30 protein-coding genes and 1 pseudogene are annotated in these 21,009 nt (G+C 62.6%); 22 read left to right on the top strand and 9 right to left on the bottom strand.

The genetic code is table 11. From position 1 onward, the window contains the following. Positions 1-18: 18 nt before the first annotated feature. Positions 19-132: pseudogene (locus tag HGP13_RS12455) on the top strand (DUF1428 family protein); the annotation flags it as partial. A 195-nt stretch (positions 133-327) separates the two neighbouring features. Here the strand turns inward: HGP13_RS12455 and HGP13_RS12450 are convergent. After that, complete coding sequence (locus HGP13_RS12450; protein ID WP_172225389.1) at positions 328-552, bottom strand: hypothetical protein; 225 nt, start codon at positions 550-552, stop codon at positions 328-330. A 327-nt stretch (positions 553-879) separates the two neighbouring features. On the opposite strand from HGP13_RS12450, the gene HGP13_RS12445 reads away from it, so the two are divergent. From HGP13_RS12445 to HGP13_RS12425, 5 genes are all read left to right on the top strand, one after another. Continuing rightward, positions 880-1,086 carry a cold-shock protein gene (locus HGP13_RS12445; RefSeq protein ID WP_172225387.1) on the top strand — a complete coding sequence of 69 codons (207 nt, stop codon included), beginning with the start codon at positions 880-882 and terminating at the stop codon, positions 1,084-1,086. Positions 1,087-1,272: 186 nt separating this feature from the next. Next, entirely contained in the window at positions 1,273-1,542 is a 270-nt protein-coding gene (locus HGP13_RS12440; protein ID WP_172234682.1) for a hypothetical protein, read from the top strand. Beyond that, on the top strand, positions 1,539-1,805 hold the full coding sequence (locus HGP13_RS12435; RefSeq protein WP_172225385.1) for a hypothetical protein: 267 nt from the start codon (positions 1,539-1,541) through the stop codon (positions 1,803-1,805). The genes HGP13_RS12440 and HGP13_RS12435 overlap by 4 nt, the downstream gene beginning before the upstream one ends. A gap of 47 nt (positions 1,806-1,852) precedes the next feature. Next, positions 1,853-1,990 (top strand): hypothetical protein, encoded by a 138-nt coding sequence (locus HGP13_RS12430; RefSeq protein ID WP_167334868.1) that lies wholly within the window; start codon positions 1,853-1,855, stop codon positions 1,988-1,990. Between the two features lie 100 nt (positions 1,991-2,090). Further along, a complete protein-coding gene (locus tag HGP13_RS12425; protein WP_172225382.1) occupies positions 2,091-2,309 on the top strand; it encodes a hypothetical protein in 219 nt (72 codons plus the stop codon). A gap of 149 nt (positions 2,310-2,458) precedes the next feature. Here the strand turns inward: HGP13_RS12425 and HGP13_RS12420 are convergent, their stop codons facing one another. Further along, positions 2,459-2,896, bottom strand: a complete 438-nt coding sequence (locus tag HGP13_RS12420) for a Kazal-type serine protease inhibitor domain-containing protein (protein WP_172225379.1) — start codon at positions 2,894-2,896, stop codon at positions 2,459-2,461. A 541-nt stretch (positions 2,897-3,437) separates the two neighbouring features. Here HGP13_RS12420 and HGP13_RS12415 point away from each other — a divergent pair. From HGP13_RS12415 to HGP13_RS12405, 3 genes are all read left to right on the top strand, one after another. After that, on the top strand, positions 3,438-3,650 hold the full coding sequence (locus HGP13_RS12415) for a cold-shock protein (RefSeq protein ID WP_006202520.1): 213 nt from the start codon (positions 3,438-3,440) through the stop codon (positions 3,648-3,650). Positions 3,651-3,975: 325 nt separating this feature from the next. Continuing rightward, positions 3,976-4,188: a cold-shock protein gene (locus tag HGP13_RS12410; RefSeq protein ID WP_008877668.1), complete on the top strand. Its 213-nt coding sequence runs from the start codon at positions 3,976-3,978 to the stop codon at positions 4,186-4,188. Positions 4,189-4,364: 176 nt separating this feature from the next. After that, entirely contained in the window at positions 4,365-4,808 is a 444-nt protein-coding gene (locus tag HGP13_RS12405) for a BA14K family protein (protein ID WP_172225376.1), read from the top strand. A gap of 199 nt (positions 4,809-5,007) precedes the next feature. Here the strand turns inward: HGP13_RS12405 and HGP13_RS12400 are convergent, their stop codons facing one another. From HGP13_RS12400 to HGP13_RS12390, 3 genes are all read right to left on the bottom strand, one after another. Further along, positions 5,008-5,646: an MBL fold metallo-hydrolase gene (locus tag HGP13_RS12400; RefSeq protein WP_172225373.1), complete on the bottom strand. Its 639-nt coding sequence runs from the start codon at positions 5,644-5,646 to the stop codon at positions 5,008-5,010. Between the two features lie 173 nt (positions 5,647-5,819). Further along, entirely contained in the window at positions 5,820-6,137 is a 318-nt protein-coding gene (locus HGP13_RS12395; RefSeq protein WP_027044077.1) for a hypothetical protein, read from the bottom strand. 145 nt (positions 6,138-6,282) lie between these two features. After that, positions 6,283-7,176: a branched-chain amino acid aminotransferase gene (locus tag HGP13_RS12390; RefSeq protein WP_172225370.1), complete on the bottom strand. Its 894-nt coding sequence runs from the start codon at positions 7,174-7,176 to the stop codon at positions 6,283-6,285. A gap of 261 nt (positions 7,177-7,437) precedes the next feature. Here HGP13_RS12390 and HGP13_RS12385 point away from each other — a divergent pair, with 261 nt between their 5' ends. From HGP13_RS12385 to HGP13_RS12365, 5 genes are all read left to right on the top strand, one after another. Beyond that, positions 7,438-7,971, top strand: coding sequence for a MarR family transcriptional regulator (locus HGP13_RS12385; RefSeq protein ID WP_027044075.1), 534 nt, complete (start codon positions 7,438-7,440; stop codon positions 7,969-7,971). Beyond that, positions 7,958-8,677 (top strand): response regulator transcription factor, encoded by a 720-nt coding sequence (locus tag HGP13_RS12380; protein ID WP_172225367.1) that lies wholly within the window; start codon positions 7,958-7,960, stop codon positions 8,675-8,677. The genes HGP13_RS12385 and HGP13_RS12380 overlap by 14 nt, the downstream gene beginning before the upstream one ends. 47 nt (positions 8,678-8,724) lie before the next feature. Further along, the gene (locus HGP13_RS12375; RefSeq protein WP_172225364.1) at positions 8,725-10,140 is read left to right on the top strand and encodes an ATP-binding protein; all 1,416 of its coding nucleotides are present in this window, start codon (positions 8,725-8,727) and stop codon (positions 10,138-10,140) included. A 248-nt stretch (positions 10,141-10,388) separates the two neighbouring features. After that, on the top strand, positions 10,389-11,411 hold the full coding sequence (locus tag HGP13_RS12370) for a glycosyltransferase family 1 protein (RefSeq protein WP_172225361.1): 1,023 nt from the start codon (positions 10,389-10,391) through the stop codon (positions 11,409-11,411). 98 nt (positions 11,412-11,509) lie between these two features. Then, on the top strand, positions 11,510-11,974 hold the full coding sequence (locus tag HGP13_RS12365) for a hypothetical protein (RefSeq protein ID WP_172225358.1): 465 nt from the start codon (positions 11,510-11,512) through the stop codon (positions 11,972-11,974). 3 nt (positions 11,975-11,977) lie between these two features. Here the strand turns inward: HGP13_RS12365 and HGP13_RS12360 are convergent, their stop codons facing one another. From HGP13_RS12360 to HGP13_RS12350, 3 genes are all read right to left on the bottom strand, one after another. Beyond that, positions 11,978-12,337 carry a tRNA-binding protein gene (locus HGP13_RS12360; RefSeq protein ID WP_172225355.1) on the bottom strand — a complete coding sequence of 120 codons (360 nt, stop codon included), beginning with the start codon at positions 12,335-12,337 and terminating at the stop codon, positions 11,978-11,980. 11 nt (positions 12,338-12,348) lie between these two features. Beyond that, positions 12,349-12,849 carry a YbjN domain-containing protein gene (locus tag HGP13_RS12355; protein ID WP_027030631.1) on the bottom strand — a complete coding sequence of 167 codons (501 nt, stop codon included), beginning with the start codon at positions 12,847-12,849 and terminating at the stop codon, positions 12,349-12,351. Between the two features lie 338 nt (positions 12,850-13,187). Beyond that, positions 13,188-13,490, bottom strand: coding sequence for an accessory factor UbiK family protein (locus tag HGP13_RS12350; RefSeq protein WP_172225352.1), 303 nt, complete (start codon positions 13,488-13,490; stop codon positions 13,188-13,190). Positions 13,491-13,647: 157 nt separating this feature from the next. Between HGP13_RS12350 and HGP13_RS12345 the strand changes: the two genes are divergently transcribed. The 8 genes from HGP13_RS12345 to HGP13_RS12310 all read left to right on the top strand — a co-directional run bounded on the left by HGP13_RS12345 (position 13,648) and on the right by HGP13_RS12310 (position 20,080). Then, a complete protein-coding gene (locus HGP13_RS12345) occupies positions 13,648-13,809 on the top strand; it encodes a hypothetical protein (protein WP_172225349.1) in 162 nt (53 codons plus the stop codon). A gap of 124 nt (positions 13,810-13,933) precedes the next feature. Continuing rightward, positions 13,934-14,167 (top strand): BrnA antitoxin family protein, encoded by a 234-nt coding sequence (locus tag HGP13_RS12340; RefSeq protein WP_172225346.1) that lies wholly within the window; start codon positions 13,934-13,936, stop codon positions 14,165-14,167. A gap of 134 nt (positions 14,168-14,301) precedes the next feature. Next, on the top strand, positions 14,302-15,162 hold the full coding sequence (gene lgt, locus HGP13_RS12335; RefSeq protein ID WP_172225343.1) for a prolipoprotein diacylglyceryl transferase: 861 nt from the start codon (positions 14,302-14,304) through the stop codon (positions 15,160-15,162). Continuing rightward, positions 15,159-16,247, top strand: a complete 1,089-nt coding sequence (locus HGP13_RS12330; RefSeq protein WP_172225340.1) for a class I SAM-dependent methyltransferase — start codon at positions 15,159-15,161, stop codon at positions 16,245-16,247. Before lgt ends, HGP13_RS12330 begins: the two co-directional genes overlap by 4 nt. 116 nt (positions 16,248-16,363) lie before the next feature. Further along, positions 16,364-17,158: a peptidoglycan editing factor PgeF gene (gene pgeF / locus HGP13_RS12325; RefSeq protein WP_172225337.1), complete on the top strand. Its 795-nt coding sequence runs from the start codon at positions 16,364-16,366 to the stop codon at positions 17,156-17,158. Beyond that, positions 17,158-18,309, top strand: coding sequence for a Xaa-Pro peptidase family protein (locus HGP13_RS12320; RefSeq protein WP_172225334.1), 1,152 nt, complete (start codon positions 17,158-17,160; stop codon positions 18,307-18,309). The genes pgeF and HGP13_RS12320 overlap by 1 nt, the downstream gene beginning before the upstream one ends. 43 nt (positions 18,310-18,352) lie before the next feature. Next, positions 18,353-18,976, top strand: coding sequence for a hypothetical protein (locus HGP13_RS12315; RefSeq protein ID WP_172225331.1), 624 nt, complete (start codon positions 18,353-18,355; stop codon positions 18,974-18,976). Positions 18,977-19,144: 168 nt separating this feature from the next. After that, positions 19,145-20,080: a ribose-phosphate pyrophosphokinase gene (locus tag HGP13_RS12310; RefSeq protein WP_015316090.1), complete on the top strand. Its 936-nt coding sequence runs from the start codon at positions 19,145-19,147 to the stop codon at positions 20,078-20,080. On the opposite strand, the gene HGP13_RS12305 is transcribed toward HGP13_RS12310, so the two are convergent. Next, positions 20,077-20,967 (bottom strand): helix-turn-helix transcriptional regulator, encoded by an 891-nt coding sequence (locus HGP13_RS12305; RefSeq protein ID WP_172225329.1) that lies wholly within the window; start codon positions 20,965-20,967, stop codon positions 20,077-20,079. The genes HGP13_RS12310 and HGP13_RS12305 overlap by 4 nt on opposite strands. Positions 20,968-21,009 lie beyond the last annotated feature (42 nt).

Genomic DNA, 21,009 nt, shown 5'->3' with positions numbered 1-21,009 from the left:
CAGCAAAGGAATCCCACCATGTCGTATGTCGATGGTTTGGTGCTTGCTGTGCCCAAGGCCAAACTCGATGACTACAAGAAGCTGGCCAACCTCACGGGCCCCATATGGATGGAACACGGCGCGCTCCATCATGCACGACGCCCGGCGCCGGGCCTGGCGTCGTTGCAGGGCCTGCTGCACATACTGGTCGAGGCCCAGCGGCTCGTCTCTGATGTCTGTTAATGGGAAACCTGCCGTGTTTGTCCGCCTGCCGCGAGCTAGGCCATTGGCGCGTCAGGTTCTAGTCTCGGCGTGGTTCTGCGGCTTTTCCGTCGCCGCGCAAAGCGATCAGATCAAACGGTTGGTCTCGGCAACCTGCCTGGCCCGCCTCACCGTGCCATCGGTATCGGAGATCGTTCGCCTTGCCGCCTCATCGCTTCTGATGGTCAGCCGTGCCGACTTGACGATCATCGGCTGGCCGTTGGGGCCAACGGCAACGGCATGTATGGCGATTAACTTGATGACCGGATTGACCGCGACGGTCTTCGCCCTTGAGCTTCTTGTGGAAACCATGGTTGTGTCCTTATTCCGGAGTAAATAAAAATATCAGCACTGGGAAAATACCCCAGCGCGCTCTTCAAGGATTTTCAGAAATATGCCGGATCATAGCAGAATTATTTGAACATCCCCAGCGATCTATTTTTCAGTCGTGGCGGGTTTATTTTCTCAATCACCTTGAATAAGCGGCCAGATCGATCTATGTAAGGCAGATCGTTTTGGCCAGAATTGGCATCTCGCGGCGTCAGAGGTTCTCGACCCGCCAATATCATTCCAAATCGTTGATACCGGGCGCGCGACACATACGCCGTGCGACGAGTTCTCGATTCGCGAAAGACACATATGACCACCGGAACCGTGAAGTTCTACAATGGCCAGAAGGGTTTTGGCTTCATTCAGCCAGCTGACGGCGGCAAGGACGTTTTCGTCCATGTCAGCGCGCTGGAGCGCGCCGGCTTCCCCGGCCTCGCCGAGGGCCAGAAGCTGCAGTTCGAACTGGAGCGTGACGTCAAGGGCCGCGAGTCGGCCACCAATCTGCAACTGATCTGATCCGGCCGAATTCGATGAACGCTGACCACGGATGTACTGGCAGCTCTCGAAGGCGGCTTATTTCCAGCGATTGCCGGAAATAGGAAAGCGGGGCTCGTCCCCGCTTTTTTGCTTTCAGGCCGCTGTTTCGCATAATGCCCCAAGGTGTGAGCCAAAAAAGGCGTGAACCAATCGAAGGCCAGCACGATGCCGGACCGCACCACCCATTCCATCGCCCACTTCACTGCAGCTTTCGCGCTCGGTGGCCTGGAGGGACCGTTGCCGCCCGGCGACTACGACATCGATCATGACGAAGAACTGATCGAGGGCATGTCACGCATTGCCTGGCGCCGCGTCGCCACCTTCATTCACCTGCCGGCAAGGGCGGTGAAGAACCCGACCACCAGCCAGCTTGTCGCCATCGACCACCTCGAACTCGAAACCGCGCTAAAGCGCGACCGGGAGAATGCAGCATGATCCGTTTCCAGCAGAATGCGCGTCCGCGCACCGACACGCCCTCGCACCTTTTCGCCATTGGCCAGACGGTGCGCATGAAGAGCCGCACCGGCCTTGTCCAGAAGACGGCGGAACTGTTCGAGATCAAGAGCAGATTGCCGGTCAAGGACGGTTCGCCGCAATACCGCATCCGCAGCGAGCAGGAGACCTACGAGCGGGTCACCACGGAAGACAATCTCGAACCGGTCGACAATCCGGTTGTCGCCAGCAATCCGGTCGTCTGAGACCACGCCACAACGCCAAACCAGCACGCGCACACGAGGAGCAGTCCATGTCCAAGGGTCAACAGCGAAGCAATCGCGAAACACGCAAGCCGAAGAAGGACAAGGTCGTGGCCAAGGCCGCCGCCCCCTTCGGCTCTTCGGTCAAGCAGGCGGAGAGCAGCCTGAAGCCAAAGTCCAAGAGCTGACAGCCCCCTGGGGGCGCTTCGCATGCGCCCCTCGCCCCGCGGTGAGCACACGCTGAACTGACGCGACAGGCCCACGCAACGCTCGGCCACGGAGGCTTGCTTGAATTTCGTCATCGAGTTCTATCGGTCGCGCGACGCCGAGGAAGCAACACTCGACAAGGTGTCGCTGGAAGCGCCGACCCTGCGCGCCGCCCTGCAGGGCGCCACCGCACTTTTGCATACGCTGGCAATGCCGCAAATCCCGGACCGCCTGCGCATTTCCGATGAGCATGGCAGCGAGCTTTATGCCGGGCCTGCCGATGGGGCTTATCCGGCGTAGGCACCACCCGCGCAAGTGCCTCGCGACGTTGAGCCCGCAAAGCCATTGCTGCAGCCCGAAATGTCCTTCGCCGTCTTGAAGGCCAAGCCCTACGTCAACGTGGGAAATAGGCGGGGCTTTCCTTCTCCCACGTGGGAGAAGGAAAAAACTCAGCACGGTCCATCGCCGACGATGCGGTAGTCCGCGGCGCGGGCTTCGCAGGCGTTGGGGAAGCTGCGCATCTCGCCGTGCCGGCGGGCGCAGACGGGCGCGTATTCGCGGGTGCAGAACGTCTGCTCTTCGCCGCCACCGCCACCGCCATCGCCGTCACCGCGGCAGGGGCCGTCGCGCACGATGCGGTAGCCGGCGCGATCGGCAAGGCAGCCATTGGCGAAGGTCTGGCGGTCGCCGCCGCGGCGGGCACAGACCGGTTCGTATTGCCTGGTGCAGAATTCCGGCTCGGGACGCGGCGGACGCGGGCGTGGTCCCGGCCCGTCATCGACGACGACGGTGCAGGCGGCCAAGAGCGCCGACAGGGACAGCGCGGCAAATGCTTGCCGCGAAAAGCCAAGACCTTGACGCGAACAAATTGACGCCAGGAATTTCATGCCGATCTCTCCCCGATCCCGTCTCCGATCGCGATCCTCGCCATTCCCCTGTCAAATGCAATCCCGCCCCCGTCAAATGCAATCCCGTTGTCAAATGCAACCGCGTTCGCGGCTCTTTGCGCGGGAAACGTCGGTTGCAGCCGTGGCGGGCACCCGCCCACGCCGCCGATAATCCTGGCCCATGCGTGACCCCATCTGTGGGCCGATGACCCGATCCACAACCAAGCCTATTTGCGGCCGGTCGACGCTCAGATTGGTCGATTCTTGCGTCGGGATGCGCCTAGTATGGCGGCCCGCGGCGCTATCTTGCAACCTTCACGTTTCCGTGCGATAAATTCCGTGTTCGGGCATTTGCGACCCGGAGAGCGGAACGTTTTGGACGACCTTTCCCCGATACTGTGAATCTCTGACGGCCCCGTTTTCGGCGGGGGGTTTGACCATGCGCCAATGCATGACTGCCGAAGCAACCACCGGGAACTGCCCTCGACGCCAGGTGGCGGGCAGGACCACCAAAGACTGAACGGGTGAAGGAGTTTCCCCAATGGCCCAGACCGGCACCGTTAAATTCTTCAACGCGACCAAAGGCTTCGGTTTCATCACGCCCGACGGCGGCGCCAAGGATGTGTTCGTCCATATTTCCGCGATCGAGGCATCGGGCTTGCGCACGCTCGTCGACGGCCAGAAGGTCACCTTCGACGTCGAGCCGGACCGCATGGGCAAGGGCCCGAAGGCGGTCAACCTCCGCGCCGCCTGAACCATCGGCGCGCCGCTGCCTTGACGGCGGACGAACGAGGTTCGAAGCTTGCCCAGCCTCTGGGCCAGCAGACAGTTTTTTGAAAGGCGCGGCGATTTTCGTCGCGCCTTTTTCATATCCGCGGCGCAGCATGAATACATGTCACCAAGAGCGTGATCCGGTTTCTGGGGTCAACGACACGCATCATAACAAGAGCTTAAAGCGTGACGCGCTTGAAGTGCCCGCAAAACTTTCTCTTGCCGATGACGCTAAAATAAAGGACAAATTTCCTCTCGGGCATTTGCCGGCCCGAGACTGGAGTTTATGGGATCAAAGGGAGCTTCCCATGCCGCAGACCGGCACCGTCAAATTCTTCAACCATGCCAAAGGCTTCGGCTTCATCACGCCGGACGATGGCGCGAAGGATGTCTTCGTCCATATTTCGGCCGTGCAGGCGTCGGGTCTTCCCGGGCTCGAAGATGGGCAGAAAGTGACATTCGACACCGAGCCGGACAAGCGCGGCAAGGGCCCCAAGGCCGTCAACCTGTCGGTCGGCTGAACCGGCTTCACACTGGCTTCGGGAAGGCAGCCCGAGCCTGGTTTTTGACGCCTCTCTTGGGTTGACAGGTCGAAATCCGTTCAGCCTCCGTTCAGCCACGGTCGCATACTAGTCCTGGGTAAAGCCGGACCGCATCCCCTGCAAAAACTGCACGGCCCGGTACGAAGGAGACCAAGATGAACAGAATTTTCAAGACTGCCGTGCTGTCCGCCGCCGTGGCGGCCACCATGCTTGTGGCCTTGCCCGCGGCCAACGCCGATGAATGGCGCCATCACCGACACCACGGCAACGGCGATGCCATTGCCGCCGGCGTGCTTGGCCTCGCCGCCGGCGCCCTGATCGGTGGCGCGCTGGCCAATGACCAGCCACCGCCTGACGCTAACCGCTACTACAATGACGGTTACTACAATGACGGCTACTACAATCGTGACGTGCGCGTACGCCCGGCTCCGATCCGCCGCTACTATGCGGAGCCGCAGGTGGTCTATGCCGACCGTTATGCCGAACCGTGGACGCGTGACTGGTACGAGTATTGCTCGGACCGCTACCGCACCTTCAACTCCCGCACCGGCACCTTCACGGGCAATGACGGCGAGCAGCATTTCTGCACCGCAAACTGAGGCTTCCCTGCCCCAAACAAAAAAGCGCTGACCGCAAGGCCAGCGCTTTTTTGTTGGGCGCCGAAAATGGTGGCTTCAGAGAACCGGAGCGGAGCGTACTTTTGGGTACGTGAACTCAGTTCTACTGCGAGGGCAGTAGAACGGGGAAGCGCAGGAAGCCGCCATTTGCAGACCGGCCTCACCTGAATATCAGCACACCCTAAGTCAGAAACGGATTGGTCCGCCGCTCCTCACCAAAGCGGCCGCCAGGGCCATGACCGCAGATGAAACCGATATCGTCGCCCAGCGGCAACAGCTTGTCCTTGATCGAAGCGATCAGCGTCGCATGGTCGCCGCCCGGCAGATCGGTGCGGCCGACCGAGCCGCGGAACAGCACGTCGCCGACATGGGCGAACTTGGCGGCGCGGTTGTAGTAGACGACGTGGCCCGGCGCATGGCCGGGGCAATGCAACACCTCGAACACATGGCCGCCGAACGACACGGTCTCGCCTTCGGTGAGGAACCGGTCGGGCACACAGTTGCGCGAGCCGGCAATACCGTAGCGCCTGCCCTGGTTTTCCAGATTGTCGAGCAAGGACTTGTCGGCTGCATGCGGGCCGATGATGTCGATGCCGAGTGCTTCCTTCAGTTCCATGGCGCCGCCGGCATGGTCGATATGGCCATGCGTGATCCAGATCGCTTCGGCCGTGATCGCATTGTCCTTCAGCACCGCCAGCACCTTGTCGATATCGCCGCCCGGGTCGACGACGACGCCGTGCTTGTCGTCCATGTCGAACAGGATGGTGCAGTTCTGCTGAAACGGTGTGACCGGCACGATGCCGGCATTGAGCTGACCCATGATCTTCCTTTCGTATCTCTGGCGAGATGTAGAGGCGCAGGCGAAACGCGTCCACCCTCGAAAGACGAACAGTCAGTCATCCCAGAGACAGAAATGGCCAGAAACAGAAATGGCCAGAAACGGAAATGGGCGGCCGAAGCCGCCCATTTGAACAAACCTGAGACCGTCAAGGCTTACTTCTTCATCGCGCCCAGAACCGCGCCGATGATGCCGGTCAGGATGGCGCCACCGCCGGCGCCGCCGACGATGTTCTTGAGATCCAGAACGCTGCCCAGGCCACCAGCCGCAGTAGCTGCCGCCGCTGGGTCGATCGTGCCACCGCCAAGCAGGCTGCCGAGGATCGCCGCCCCGCCGACGCCGCCAATGGCACCGCCCAGGATTTTGGGCAGCTGACCCATCGCCGCGTTCTTGAGTGCAACACCGACCGCCTGACCACCGATGATACCCGTAATCACCTGTACAATGATCGGAAGAAGCGTGTTCATGTCCATATGATTAGTCCCTCCATAGCTGCCAGCCTCCCGGGCCGACACCATCATGAGACGCCGAATTGGATGAAAGTCAAATGCAGAAACGCTGAAATAAAAGGGGCGGCTGGAAAACCGCCCCTGCTTGCGCGAAAAGCTGTGACTATCGTTATTCTGCGGCGATCGCGTGCTTCGGCTGCACCGCGGTAGAATAGTCGTTCATAAGGTTCTTGGCGATTTCACCGACCTCGAATCGGTAAGGGCCGATCTCCGAAACCGGCGTTACTTCCGCTGCCGTTCCGGTCAGGAAGCATTGCTCGAAGCCTTCGAGTTCTTCCGGCAGGATGGCGCGTTCGATTACCTCCAGGCCGCGATCCTTGGCCAGGCCAATGACCGTGCGGCGGGTGATGCCGTCGAGGAAGCAATCGGGCTTGGGCGTATGGATCTTGCTGTCCTTGACGAAGAAGATGTTGGCGCCGGTTGCTTCGGCGACCTGGCCACGCCAGTCGAGCATCATGGCGTCGGCATAGCCCTTGGCTTCCGCGGCATGCTTGGACATGGTGCAGATCATGTAGAGGCCGGCGGCCTTCGACTTCGACGGCGCCGTGCGCGGGTCGGGCCGGCGCCATTCCGCCACGTCGAGGCGAATGCCCTTCAGCTTCTGCGCCGGATCGAAATAGCTCGGCCACTGCCAGATGGCGATGGCGCAGTTGATGCGGTTGTTCTGCGCCGAAACGCCCATCTGCTCGCTGCCGCGCCAGGCGATCGGCCTGACATAGGCGTCCTGGAAACCCTGCTTCTTCAACAGCGTGGTCGAGGCGTCGTTGAGCTCGGCGACCGAATAGGGAATCTTGAAGCCGAGCAGGCGCGCCGATTCATGCAGGCGCTCGGTGTGCTCGTTGAGCTTGAAGATCGCGCCGCCATAGGCGCGCTCGCCCTCGAAGACCGCGCTGGCATAGTGCAGACCGTGCGTCAGCACATGGATTTTGGCGTCGCCCCACGGAACGAACTCGCCATTCATCCAGATGAAGCCGTCCAGCTGATCGAAGGGAACGGATGCCATTGGTAACCTCCCGCGGGCAGCCGCCCGCATATTTTGGTGTCGTTGCGTGTTCTTTTTGGCCGCGCCATGCGATTGGAGACGCCGGCCGGTGTCTCGAAGCGTAGGCGGAGAATCGCGCTCTGGCAAACTCAGGAAGTTCCGGAAAAACCGGCCTGCCTTGCCTTTTCGTTCGCAATCGGCCCAAAAGCTTGTCAAAAATTACCATTGCAGGGAAATTACGTCAATAGTACTGACATAATCTCCCGTTCCTTTGGAGATATGATGACGGATCGAAGCGCAGCCGCCGGAAAACCGATCAGGACCGCGATCACGGACGAGGACGGCATCGACTTCGCCATCATCGAACTGTTCTTCTTCGCCTATCGCGACTTCACCTCCGATCCCGATCAGATCCTGGCCGACTATGGCTTCGGCCGCGCCCACCACCGGGTGCTGCATTTCGTCAACCGCCGGCCGGGCCTGACGGTCGCCGAACTGCTCGACGTGCTGAAGATCACCAAGCAGAGCCTGGCGCGCGTGCTCAAGCAACTGATCGACACCGACCATGTCGTGCAATTGCAAGGCCCGCGCGACCGCCGCCAGCGCGAACTCTATCCGACGGCGAAGGGCCGTGCGCTGGCGCTGGCCCTGGCGCGGCCACAGTCGCGCCGCATCCGTGCTGCATTGGAAGATTCCGGCGCCACCGAACGGACCTTGGTGGAGCGCTTCCTCGAAGCGATGGTCAATCCGGAACTGAGAGCGCAGATTGACGTTGGGTCCGCAAAAATGTCAGGGAAAAGCCATGGAGAGCACTGAGAGGGTCGATCAGACGGTCGCACCGGACGACGATGCGCCGCATCTGCTTGTGGTCGACGACGACACCCGCATCCGCAATCTTCTCAAGCAGTATCTGACCGAGAACGGCTTTCGCGTCACCGTCGCCGGCAATGCCGGCGAAGCCAGGCGCAAGCTTGCCGGCCTCGATTTCGACCTGCTTGTGCTCGACGTGATGATGCCGGGCGAAACCGGCGTCGACCTGACCAAATCGCTGCGGGCCGAAAAGAACGTGCCGATCCTGATGCTGACGGCGCTGTCGGAAACCGACAGCCGCATCTCCGGGCTCGAGGCCGGCGCCGACGACTATCTGCCCAAGCCCTTCGACCCCCGCGAGCTGATCCTGCGCATCAACAACATCCTGCGCCGCGGCGGCCCGGCGACGACGCCCAAGGTCGAGCAGCTGGTCTTCGGCCCCTACACCTTCCAGATCGCCAGGCGCGAATTGAAGCGCGGCGGCGAGGCGCTGAAGCTGACCGACCGCGAGCAGGAGATCCTGGCGATCTTCGCCGCACGCGCCGGCGAGACCATCCCGCGCCACGAGCTGGTCGGCGACGATTCCGAGGTCGGCGAGCGCACCATCGACGTCCAGATCAACCGGCTGCGCCGCAAGATCGAGCGCGACCCGTCCAACCCGGTCTGGCTGCAGACCGTGCGCGGTATTGGGTATCGGCTCAGCGTGGAATAGAATACCGGCCGTGGCCCGATTGGCCGCGGACGAAATGAAAAGAGCCAATGGCGACGACGGAACTGGAAGGGCCGGGACCTGACGGCTTGAGCGCACGCGCCACGCGAACGCTCAAGGCGGTGCCGCGCATCTGGAACCGGTTCTGGCGCCTTGTGTCGCTTTACATGCCCAAGCGCCTTTATGCGCGCTCGCTGATCATCGTCATCGCGCCGATGATCCTGCTGCAATCGGTCGTCGCCTTCGTCTTCATGGAACGACATTGGGCAACGGTGACGCAGCGCCTGTCACAGGCCACCGTGCGCGACATCGCCGCCATCATCGATCTGATCGAGACCTACCCGCACGACGCCGACTACGCCAACATCATCCGCATCGCGCAAGACCGCATGCAGCTGAAGGTCGATCTGCTGCCGCCGGATCCTTTGCCGCCGCCCGGTCCAAAACCGTTCTTCTCGATCCTCGACGACGTTCTTTCGTCCGAGATCACCCGCCAGATCAACCGGCCGTTCTGGATCGACACGGTCGGCAATTCCAACATCGTCGAGGTGCGCGTCCAGCTCGAGAACAAGGTGCTGCGCGTCTTCGTGCGCCGCAGCCAGGCCTATGCCTCCAACACCCACATTTTCCTGATCTGGATGGTCGGCACCTCGCTGGTGCTGCTGATGATCGCCATCCCCTTCCTGCGCAACCAGATCCGGCCGATCCTGACGCTCGCCGAAGCCGCCGAAAGCTTTGGCAAGGGCCGGCCGATGCCGCGCGATTTTCGCCCGCGCGGCGCCGAGGAGGTGCGCCGGGCCGGCTTCGCCTTCATCCAGATGCGCGAGCGCATCGAGCGCCAGATCGACCAGCGCACCGCCATGCTGACCGGCGTCAGCCATGATCTGAGAACCATCCTCACCCGCTTCAAGCTGCAGCTGGCGCTGGCCGGCGGCAAGGCCGAGACCAAGGCGGCGCTTAACCAGGATATCGACGACATGCAGTCGATGCTGGAAGGCTATCTCGCCTTTGCCCGCGGCGAAGCCTCGGAGGACCCGGGACGTTTCGATCTCGATGCCTATTTCCAGAAGCTCGGCGACGAAGCCGCCTTGCGCAAATGCAAGCTGTCGACGACGCTTTCCGGCGATCCGACCGTGCATGTCAGGCCGAACGCCTTCGCCCGGCTGTTGTCCAACGTCATCGGCAACGCCTTCCGCTACGCCAAGACGGTGGAGGTCAGCGCCAACCACGGCCGTGGCTCGCTTGTGGTCACCGTCGACGACGACGGTCCCGGCATTCCGGCCGACAGACGCGAGGACGTGTTCAAGCCCTTCGTGCGGCTCGACGAGGCCCGCAACCTCGATGCCAGCGGCACCGGGCTCGGCCTGTCGATCGCCCGCGACATCGCCCGCAGCCATGGCGGCGACATCACCCTCGACGACAGCCCGCTCGGCGGCCTGCGCGCGGTGATCAAGGTTCCGGCCTAGGCGAGCCCAAGTATCAAAGCCCAAGTATCAAGCCCAAATACCAAGCCAAGTATCCAGCTTCATCCGCTCGTCATGAAATCATGGTGAAGAGCGCGCATGAAACGCGCGACTACAGTCGATTCGATCTTGCCGCCCCACTTCGACCTCGTGCCCACCCGGGTACGCTGGAGCGAAGCGAGGGCAGCCGGCTGGTCGCCGTTCCGGCATCGTCTCAAGGCAACCGTCGACCTTTCAAGCAAAGGGCCGCCATGCGCATATTGATGGTCACCGACGCCTGGCGCCCGCAAGTCAACGGCGTCGTCCACACGCTGGAGCGGCTCACCGAAACGCTGAAATCCTTCGACGTGGCGGTGGATTTCCTGACGCCCAACATCTTTCGCACACTGCCCCTGCCGACCTATCCCGACATCCGCCTGGCGCTGACCACGCCTGGCCATGTCGCGCGCCTGATCGATGCCTACAAGACCGACCACGTCCACATCGTCACCGAAGGCCCGCTCGGCATCATGGCGCGGCGCTATTGCCGCAATGCCGGCCGGCCGTTCACCACCAGCTACCACACACGCTTCCCCGAATATCTCAGTGCTCGCCTGCCGGTGCCGGAAAGCTGGGCCTATCGCTGGCTGCGCGATTTCCACAATTCCGGCCAGGGCACGCTGGTCGCCACCCAGTCGCTTGCCGACGACCTCGCGGCGCGCGGCTTCAACAAGCTGCGGCCGTGGACGCGTGGTGTCGACATCGACCATTTCCGGCCGGACAAGCGCAAGGATCTCGGGTTCCCCGGCCCGGTCTTCCTCTGCGTCGGCCGCGTCGCCATAGAAAAGAACCTCTCCGCCTTCCTCGACCTCGACCTGCCCGGCAGCAAGGTGATCGTCGGCGAAGGACCTGAACTTGCCAAACTGAAAGCGAAATACCCAAAGGCGCATTTCCTCGGTCACCGCCCGAACGACGAACTGGCCGAGATTTACGCCTCGGCAGATGTCTTTGTCTTCCCCAGCCGCACGGACACGTTCGGCAACGTCATCATCGAGGCGCTGGCCAGCGGCACGCCGGTCGCCGCCTATCCGGTGACCGGGCCGATCGACATTGTCGGTGATGGCTTTGGCGGCGCGGTCTCCAACGATCTGCGCGAGGCGTCACTTGCCGCCCTCAAGGTCGACCGCGCTGAGGCCAGGGAACGCGCCATGCGCTACAGCTGGAAGGCCTGTGCGGAAATGTTCCTCGACTGTGTCGAGGAGGCCCTCGGCAGGACGCGCAAGCTGGCCGCCTGACTGATTCCTGGTTCAGGAATCCTCTGCGCACAGCGCTACTCGCATTCCCCATTGTATTCTGGCTATGATCAGGTCCCTGCGAACGGAAATTGGAATGGATGGCAAACGAGCCTTATCCGTATCTCGTGCACACCAACCGCGAATTGGAGATGATGCTCGCCGGATCCAAGCCGTTTGCCGTCTTTGCCCATGAGCGCGTGGATGGCTTTGAAAAATCCGATGCGCTGGCCAACCAGGATTTCGCGACCTATGTCGCCAATGGAACAGTGTCGGAGCATATCCGCTCCTTCACTAGGCGCCTCCCGGATGGCTCCCCACTGGACATCGACTATTACTTTTATTCCCGCCGGGGTGAAGAATGGCGGGTGGAGGCCTTTTTGCTTCTGCTCGATCTAATGGGTCGCGGGGCTTGGTGCTCTCAATTGGAATGGCTGGAAGGCAAGCTTCTGGGCTACACGGATGAGCAAAACCTTTATCATCTCTCCCGAACCTATCCGAAAGATCGATGGGTCGCAGAGACATATGGGAAACTAGCATCATCCAAGCCAATTGGGCTCACTTAAGCGCTAAAACAATCTGCCGCCGTCTGGCACCTTGCGCTCTATTGCGCCGAGCACCACGGCGCCCTCCTCGTCGGGAAAGCCCAGCGTCAGCACTTCGGACATGAACGGCCCGATCTGGCGCGGCGGAAAATTGACCACAGCGAACACCTGCCGGCCGACCAACGTTTCGGGCGTATAGTATTTGGTGATCTGCGCCGACGACTTCTTCACCCCGATGTCAGGTCCGAAATCGATCTTCAGCTTGAAGGCAGGCTTGCGCGCTTCCGGAAACGGTTCGGCCTCGACGATCGTGCCAGCGCGGATGTCGACACGATCGAAATCGGCAAAACTGATCTCTGGCTTACGCTCTTTGCTTGCACTCATTCGCGTACCGCTCAGGCGTTGCCGTAGGTCTCGAACAGCACACCGGCGAGCGCATCCTTGGCCGAGGTTCCCGACCAGACGACGAATTGAAAGGCCTGGAAATAGCATTCGCAGGCTTCCAGCGCCGAGGACAAGAGCACCTCGACCTGCTGGCTCGACGGCTCGACCCCGCCGGCCAAAAGCAGCGACTGGCGGAACATGATCGCGCCTTCCTGCTCCCAGAGGTCGAAATGGCCGAACAGCATCTGCTCGTTGATCAGCGACAACAGCCGCATCACTTCCAGCGCGCGAGTCTCCGGCACCTTGATGTCGAAGGCGCAGGCTAGGTGCAGCGCCTCGAAATCCTCCATCCAGGAGAAGGAGACGTGATAGTCGGTCCAGCTGCCGGCGACCGAGATCGAGATTTCATCGTCGCCGGCCCGTTCGAAGGACCAGTCATTGTTGTGGGCCACCTGCTCGATAACATCCACCGGATGGATTTCGCGGGAGTATTCGAGTTCGAGAAGTTCCATGGAATGCTTCCTGTGTTCAGGGGGAGCGCCGCACGCTCCGCGGGGCACACACGACGAACAATCTGATCTAGAACTCGGACGGCCAGGACTTTCTTCGCGCTAAAGACGACTTCTCGACGCAAAGACCCCAGACCGGACCCCACCGCCCGGCCGCATGACCCTGCTCCGAATCATGCAACAAATTCAGTCTATTGATCGGGAGTCGCGTGAACAGCCCAATTTTTCGCACTGCGGCATTCGCATGTGGAAAGGCGCTGTCACAAAGATTCATGCAATGCCGTTAAGCGATTCACGGCAAAGCGATTTTCAGGATCGCACTATGTGGAAAAGTTTAACGATTATTTTTTTGCGCGGGGCTTCGCCGCCGCCGCTGGTGCGGCATCACCAGCGAGTTCGGCGAGCTTCGCTTCGAGCGCCTCGATACGGGCGGCAAGCCTAGTATTCTCTTCCCGAGCCTTGGCGGCCATCTCGCGCGCGGCCTCGAATTCCTCGCGCTGCACCACGTCCATCGAATTGAGGATGCGCTCCGCCTGCCCCTTGACGGCGGTCTCCACCTCACGGCGCACACCTTGCGCGGCACCCGCGGCATCGGTCATCAGCTTGGCGAATTCATCGAGAATGCGGTTCGGTCCTGTCGACATGGCAAATCCTCGCTTGCTCGAAATGACGTAGTGGTGCTGGGCGCGGAATGCAAGAACGTTGAGGGCTGGTGCGTCATCAAGTCGGATGCGATTTGCCCTAAGCTGACAGCCAATAACTGGTACCAAAAGATTGAGAGCATTTCGACGGGAGTCTTCTGTGGCCATCAACACGGATTTGGACCGGCGCCTTGCCGCACTCGACGCGGCGCTTGCCCAAGGCATCAGGGAAGCCGACGCAGAGCGGGTAGAACCAGCCGAGGATGTGTTTGCCCGGCTGGAAGGCAAGTACAAGGCATTGGCAGTGAAATCGCCGAAGTAGGCACCCCGCGCCTGCGGGACTTTCGAACGGCTGCCTTCTGTACGGGATGGCGCCAAGTCGCCTATCATGGCGCTTTCCTCGCGACTTACGCCAATCATGAGTCGTCTCCAGTCAGGGTAACCAAATGGCAACGCCCCCGCGCCGACCGACAAATCCGTTCGCAGCCGCCGAAGCGGCCTTCAAGCCGGTCAAGAAACCGGCAGCCCCCATTCGCGAAGCCTCGAGCGCCCCGAATGTCCGGGAACTTGTCTCAATCCGGATCGACCGGGCCGTGCTCGACCATTTCCAGGAGGACGGCCCCGGCTGGCAGGACAGGATCAACGACGCATTGCGGCAATTGGTGGCCGCCAAGGGTTGAGTTCACCACCCACGGCGCGATGGCTCGCAATGGTGATCCATCGCGACACTTGACGGCGACCAGCTCGCCTTGACCCTGCCAAAACCCTGCCGCATGGTCCGCGCCCGAACGCGACCGCAACCGAGAGCTCCCCGTTGAACGAATATTTCCTGCTGCCGCTGGCCTCGCTGCCCTTTCCCCAGATCAACCCGATCCTCATCCAGATCGGGCCGCTGGCGGTGCACTGGTACGGCATCGGCTATATCGTCGGCATCCTGTTTGCCTGGTGGTACGCCAAGCGTCTCGCCGCCAACCCGAAACTGTGGCCCGACGGCGTCCTGCCGATGAAGCCGGAGGATCTCGACGATTTCATCGTCTGGGCGGCGATCGGCGTGGTGCTCGGCGGCCGCACCGGCTACGTGCTGTTTTACGATTTGGCGCGCTACATCGCGCATCCGCTCGACATATTCGCCGTCTGGCAGGGCGGCATGTCGTTCCATGGCGGCTTGCTCGGCGTCATCCTCGCCATGACGCTGTTTTCCATCAAACGCGGGATCCGCACCTGGTCGTTGTTCGATGTCGTGGCTGCCGGCGTGCCGGTTGGGCTCGGCCTGGTGCGCGCGGCCAACTTCATCAATTCCGAGCTTTGGGGTCGACCGACCGATGTGCCGTGGGGAATGGTATTCCCCAATGGCGGGCCGTTCACCCGCCATCCCAGCCAGCTTTACGAAGCCTTCCTTGAAGGCATCGTGCTGTTTATCGTGCTGCGCATCCTCACCCATTCGCGCCTCAAGCTGAAGACGCCGCGCTTCGTCGGCGGCGCCTTCATCTGCGGCTATGGCCTGTCGCGCATCTTCGTCGAGTTCTTCCGCGAGCCCGACCAGCAGCTCGGCTATCTCCTCGGTACCAACTGGCTGACCATGGGCATGATCCTGTCGATGCCGATGGTGCTGGCCGGCATCTGGGCGATGGCCACAGCCAAGCCGGTGACGCAAGCGCAACCGCAGGCGACATGACGCGGCTGAAGACCCGCATCGTCGACCTGATCGAGGCGCTTGGCCCCCTTCCCGTCAACGAATATATGGCGCTGTGCCTGTTCGACCCCGCGGACGGCTACTACACCACGCGCGAGCCGTTCGGCGCGGCCGGCGACTTCGTCACCGCGCCGGAGATCAGCCAGATGTTCGGCGAACTCGTCGCCGTCTGGCTCTACCAGGCGTGGCTCGCCACGGGCAAACCGATGCCGGTCACCATTGCCGAGATCGGCCCGGGCCGCGGCACGCTGATGAAGGACATGCTGCGCACCCTGTCCCGACTCGATCCTGATCTGACCAACGGTGCTGCCTTCGCCATGATCGAGACCAGCCCGCGCCTGACGGAGGTCCAAAAGCAGACGCTTGGCGCGACACCTTTCGCGATTGGCTGGCACGAGACCATCGAGACCTTGCCCGATCAGCCGCTGCTCATCATCGGCAACGAATTGTTCGACGCGGTGCCGATCCGACAGTTCGTCCGCGCCGGCACGGGCTGGCGCGAGCGCATGGTCAGCCTGGACGACGAGAATGCCCTTTGTTTCTTTGCCGGCGCCGGCTCGGTCGACCCGACGCTGCTGCCCGTTGACGCCGCTGAAGCGCCGCAAGGCGCGATCGTCGAGATCGCTCCCGCCCGCACCGCGCTGATGGCGGCCATTGCGGAGCGCATGGCCCGCCATGGCGGCGCCGGCCTGTTCCTCGACTATGGCCATCTGCAGCCGGGTGTCGGCGACACGCTGCAGGCCTTGCGCCGGCACAATCACGAAGATGTGCTGGCCAATCCCGGCGAAGCCGACCTCACCTCGCATGTCGATTTCGCCGCCCTTGCCGCAGTCGTGCGCGCGCATGGTCTCGACGCCCATTTGTCGACGCAGGGCAATTTCCTGCTCGGCATGGGCATTCTCGAACGCGCCGGCCGGCTTGGCGCCGATGCCGGCCAGGCGGCCCGCGACAAGATCACCGAAGATGTCGAACGCCTCGCCGGGCCGCAGGCCATGGGCGAGCTGTTCAAGGTGCTCGCAGTGCTGCCGCGCGGCGTGACCATCCTCCCCTTTGCCACGGCGGATTGACTTTTCACCGCTGCCCCTCCCAATCTCCCGTCCGGCAAAAGAGCGGCCGAACCGCCCGCCGCCTCGCTTCCGGACTTTTTCTTGACGAAACCGCCCACACGGACAACAACGCCCGCATGCTGAATCAGACCAAACCGGATCCCGTTCGGTCGCCGCTGCTGGACAAGGCGCAGGCACAAGGCATCCGCCACGGCTATTTCACCCGCAAAGGCGGCGTCTCGACCGGCATCTACCAGGGCCTCAACATCGGCACCGGCTCGGATGACGACAAGGCGCTGGTCGCCGAGAACCGCGCCCGTGTCGCCGCCTGGATGGGCGTGCCGGCGAGCCATCTGTTGACCGCCTGGCAGATCCACTCCCCTGACGTTGTCGTCGTAAGCGAACCCTTTGCCGGCGAACGCCCGAAGGCCGATGCCATCGTCACTGACCGCCCGGGCATCGCCATCGGCGCCTCGACCGCCGATTGCGGCCCGGTTCTGTTCGCCGATGCCGGGGCGCGCATCATCGGCGCGGCGCATGCCGGCTGGAAAGGCGCTTTTACCGGCGTGCTGGAAAACACCATTGCCGCCATGGAAGGCCTGGGGGCCCGGCGCGAAAACATCGTCGCCGTGCTCGGCCCTTCGATCGGCCCCGACAGTTACGAGGTCGGGCCGGAATTTGTCGCCCGCTTCGTCGAGGCCGACGCAGAAAACATCGGCTACTTCGCGCCCTCCGCCACATCAGGCCACGCCATGTTCGATCTCAACCGCTACACGGTCGACCGGCTGATCAGGGCCGGCGTGACCGCCGAGGGCCTCGGCCGCTGCACCTATGCCGAGGCAGATCTGTTTTACTCCTACCGGCGCACCACGCACCGCAAGGAGCCCGATTACGGCCGGCAGGTTTCGGCCATCGTTTTGGAGAATGAATAATGGCGTTGCATTTTGAACGATCGGAATTTGACGCGCGGCGCGACCGGCTGATGATCGAGATGGCCGAGAAGAAGCTCGACGCCATCCTGCTGTTCGCGCAGGAAAGCATGTACTGGCTGACCGGCTACGACACGTTCGGCTTCTGCTTCTTCCAGTGCCTGGTGGTGAAGGCCGACGGCTCGATGGTGCTGTTGACCCGCTCGGCCGACCTGCGCCAGGCGCGCCACACCTCGATCATCGACAACATCGTGCTGTGGACCGACCGCAACGGCGCCAACCCGGCGGTCGACCTGCGCAACCTGCTCAACGATCTCAACCTGCTTGGCGCCCGCATCGGCGTCGAATACGACACCCACGGCCTGACCGCCTACAATGGCCGCCGGCTGGACGAGCAATTGCAGACTTTTGGCCAGATCGCTGATGCCTCGGGCATCGTCGGCCGCCTGCGCCTGTTCAAGAGCCCGGCCGAGATCGCCAAGGCCGAGAAGGCCGCGAACCTCTCCGACGATGCACTGGACGCGGCGCTGCCGCTGATCAAGCAAGGTGGCGACGAAGCGCTGATCCTCGCCGCCATGCAGGGCGCGGTCTTTGCCGGCGGCGGCGACTATCCCGCCAACGAGTTCATCATCGGCTCCGGCGTCGATGCCCTGCTCTGCCGTTACAAGGCCGGCCGCCGCAAGCTGACCAAGAACGACCAGCTGACGCTCGAATGGGCCGGTGTCTTCCATCACTACCATGCGCCGATGATGCGCACCGTGCTGACCGGCAAGGTGTCGAAGCGCCATCAGGAGCTGTTCGACGCCGCGCGGGCCGCCCTTCTCGCCGTCGAAAAGGCGATGGCGCCTGGCAATACATTCGGCGACGTGTTCGACGCCCACGCCCGCACCATGGAGGCGCACGGCCTGACCAAGCACCGGCTAAATGCCTGCGGCTATTCCGTCGGCGCCCGCTTCACGCCGTCCTGGATGGACATGCCGATGTTCTATCAGGGCAACCCCGAGCCGGTCGCGCCGCACATGACGCTGTTCGCCCACATGATCATCATGGATTCCGAGACCGAGACGGCAATGACGCTTGGCCGCACCTACCTGACCACCGAATCCCAGCCGAAGCCGCTGTCCCGCCATGATCTCGACTTGATCGTACAGTGAATCCATAATGGGAGGCGTTCTTCGCCAAGGAGTTAGAAGGCAAATGAGACGATCGCATGTGACGACCGTGTCATTGCTTGTGGCATTGGCTGTTGCCTCCTGCACCAACGCAAAGGACGTTCTCGAACCTTCCGCCATCACCCCGCCGGCGACCTCAGCGCCGGCAACGCCGACCACTCAGGGCAGCGCGGTCACGGTCACGTCGCCCGCCGCCCCGGCCGCCACCACCACGGCCGGCGCAACCACCACCACACCGGCCACGCCTGCCCAGACCGCCACTATCCTCGCCAAGACCCGGCTGCAGATCGCGCCGATCGTCGGCGCTTCGGTGGAGGCCGCCACGCCGCTGACGGCGGAACTGCAGACGCGCGCGAAACAGCGTGGAATCACGCTTGCCGGCAGCGCCGACCAGACCGCGACCCATGTGCTGAAGGGTTACTTCTCGGCGATTTCGGAGGGCAAGGACACCACCGTCATCTATGTCTGGGACGTCTACGATCCCTCAGGCAACCGCCTGCACCGCATCAACGGCCAGATGAAGGCGCCTTCGGTTGGCAATGGCGGGGGCGCCGACAGTTGGAAGGATGTCTCGCCGGCCACCATGCAGGCGATCGCCGACCAGACCATCGACCAGTTCGCCGCATTTCTTGGCGGCAAGGCGGGCTAGCAAGGCGTGCTCGAGTGTTGCCTCTCGGCGATGGCACCAACCTTTCTTGAGTTTAGCCGGCGGATTCCCGATCTCGGCGCTTGCAATACCGGCGCGGGCCGCTAAAAGCCCGGTTAACGGGCGCAGGCGAGTCCGTGAGGTCTCGCCATCCTCCACCAGGAACGGTGCATGAAACTCTTCGCGGGCAATTCCAACAGGGTGCTGGCCGAAGCGGTCGCCCGTTATCTCAATGTCCCGCTGGGCAAGGCCAGTGTCAGGCGCTTCGCCGACCAGGAAATCTTCGTCGAAATCCAGGAAAACGTGCGCGGCGAGGATGTTTTCATCCTGCAGTCGACCTCGTTCCCGACCAACGATCATTTGATGGAACTGCTCATCATGATCGACGCCTTCATGCGCTCCTCGGCCAAGCGCATCACGGCGGTGATTCCATATTTCGGTTACGCCAGGCAGGATCGCCGGGCGTCGGGGCGCACGCCGATCTCGGCCAAGCTGGTCGCCAACATGATCACCCGCGCCGGCGTCGACCGGGTTCTGACGCTGGACCTCCATGCCGGCCAGATCCAGGGTTTCTTCGATATCCCGACCGACAATCTGTTCTCGGTGCCGGTGATGGCCCGCGACGTGAAGGCGAAATACAAGCAGCTCGGCAATGTCGTGGTGGTGTCGCCCGATATTGGCGGCGTGGTGCGCGCACGCGCGCTGGCCAAGCGCTTCGATGCGCAACTCGCCATCGTCGACAAGCGCCGTGAGCGCCCGGGCGAATCGGAAGTGATGAACATCATCGGCGCCGTCGCCGGCAAGGATTGCCTGCTGATCGACGACATCGTCGATTCCGGCGGCACGCTGTGCAATGCCGCCGATGCGCTCTTGGCCAACGGCGCCACCAGCGTCACCGCCTATATCACCCATGGTGTGCTGTCGGGCGGCGCTGTCGCCCGCATCAGCGGCTCGAAGCTGCAGGAACTGGTGATCACCGATTCTATCCAGCCGACGCAAGGCGTGCTCGATGCGCCCAACATCCGCGTCATCTCGATCGCCGACCTGATGGGCGAGGCGATCTCGCGCACGGCGACCGAGGAATCGGTATCGAGCCTGTTCGACTAAGACCCCGGCGCCGGCAATCTGTTTCCGGCATCGGGCGTCATCCGCCGCGCGCTTTCGCCGCTTTCGCGCGCGCCGCGCATATAGCCGCGCGGCGAGGAGCCCAGCATGCGCTTGAACATGGTGATGAAGGCCGGCACGCTGTCATAGCCGAGATCAAGCGCCACCCTGGTGATCGGCTCGCCATCGGCGAGCCTGGGCAGCGCCGCGAACAGGCAGGCCTGCTGGCGCCATGTCGACAGCGACAGGCCGGTCTGGCGCTGGAAGGCGCGGGTGAAAGAGCGCCGGCTCATGCCGGCGGCATCAGCCCATTCGTCGATCGTCGCATGCGGCGAAGGTGCCGCGACAAAGCGACGACACAGTATCGCTAGCCTCGGATCGGACGGGAACGGCAGCCCGAGCGGACGTTCCGGCAACGTCGGAATCTCATGCAGCAACAGATTCATGATCAACCCGCCGCGTCCTTCCAACTCGCCGCCTTGCGGCAGTTTCTCCGATTCCACGATCAGGCTGTGCATCAGCTCGGTGACGCCGACTACGCGCAAGCCTTCCGGCAGCCCCGGGATCGCGCCCGGCATGACATAGACCGATCGCATCGAGACATCGCCCAGCATCTCGACGGAATGCTCCGTGCCGGCCGGAATCCACATCGCGTGGTCTGGCGGCACCATCCAGCGCCCGTGCCGCGTCGTCACCAGCACGACGCCGACCAGCGCATGAAGCAACTGGCTGCGGCTGTGGCGGTGCTGCGGCACATGGTAGCCATCGGGGTATTCGGTCGGCAACGCCACCGCAGGCCCGGCGACCTCCTCCAGCCACTGCCAGCGGCTCTCATGCAATTGACCGAGATCGGCATTGCCGGCGCGAAAGATTTCCCTGCCATGCGGCATCTTGTATGGCCCACTTGCGAAACTATTGGACCAAACCACGAA

It is taken from the genome of Mesorhizobium sp. NZP2077 (assembly GCF_013170805.1).
In the GTDB taxonomy this organism is placed as follows: domain Bacteria; phylum Pseudomonadota; class Alphaproteobacteria; order Rhizobiales; family Rhizobiaceae; genus Mesorhizobium.
Note: the sequence above shows the minus strand (reverse complement) of the source record. Positions and strands in the feature narration are given on the sequence as shown.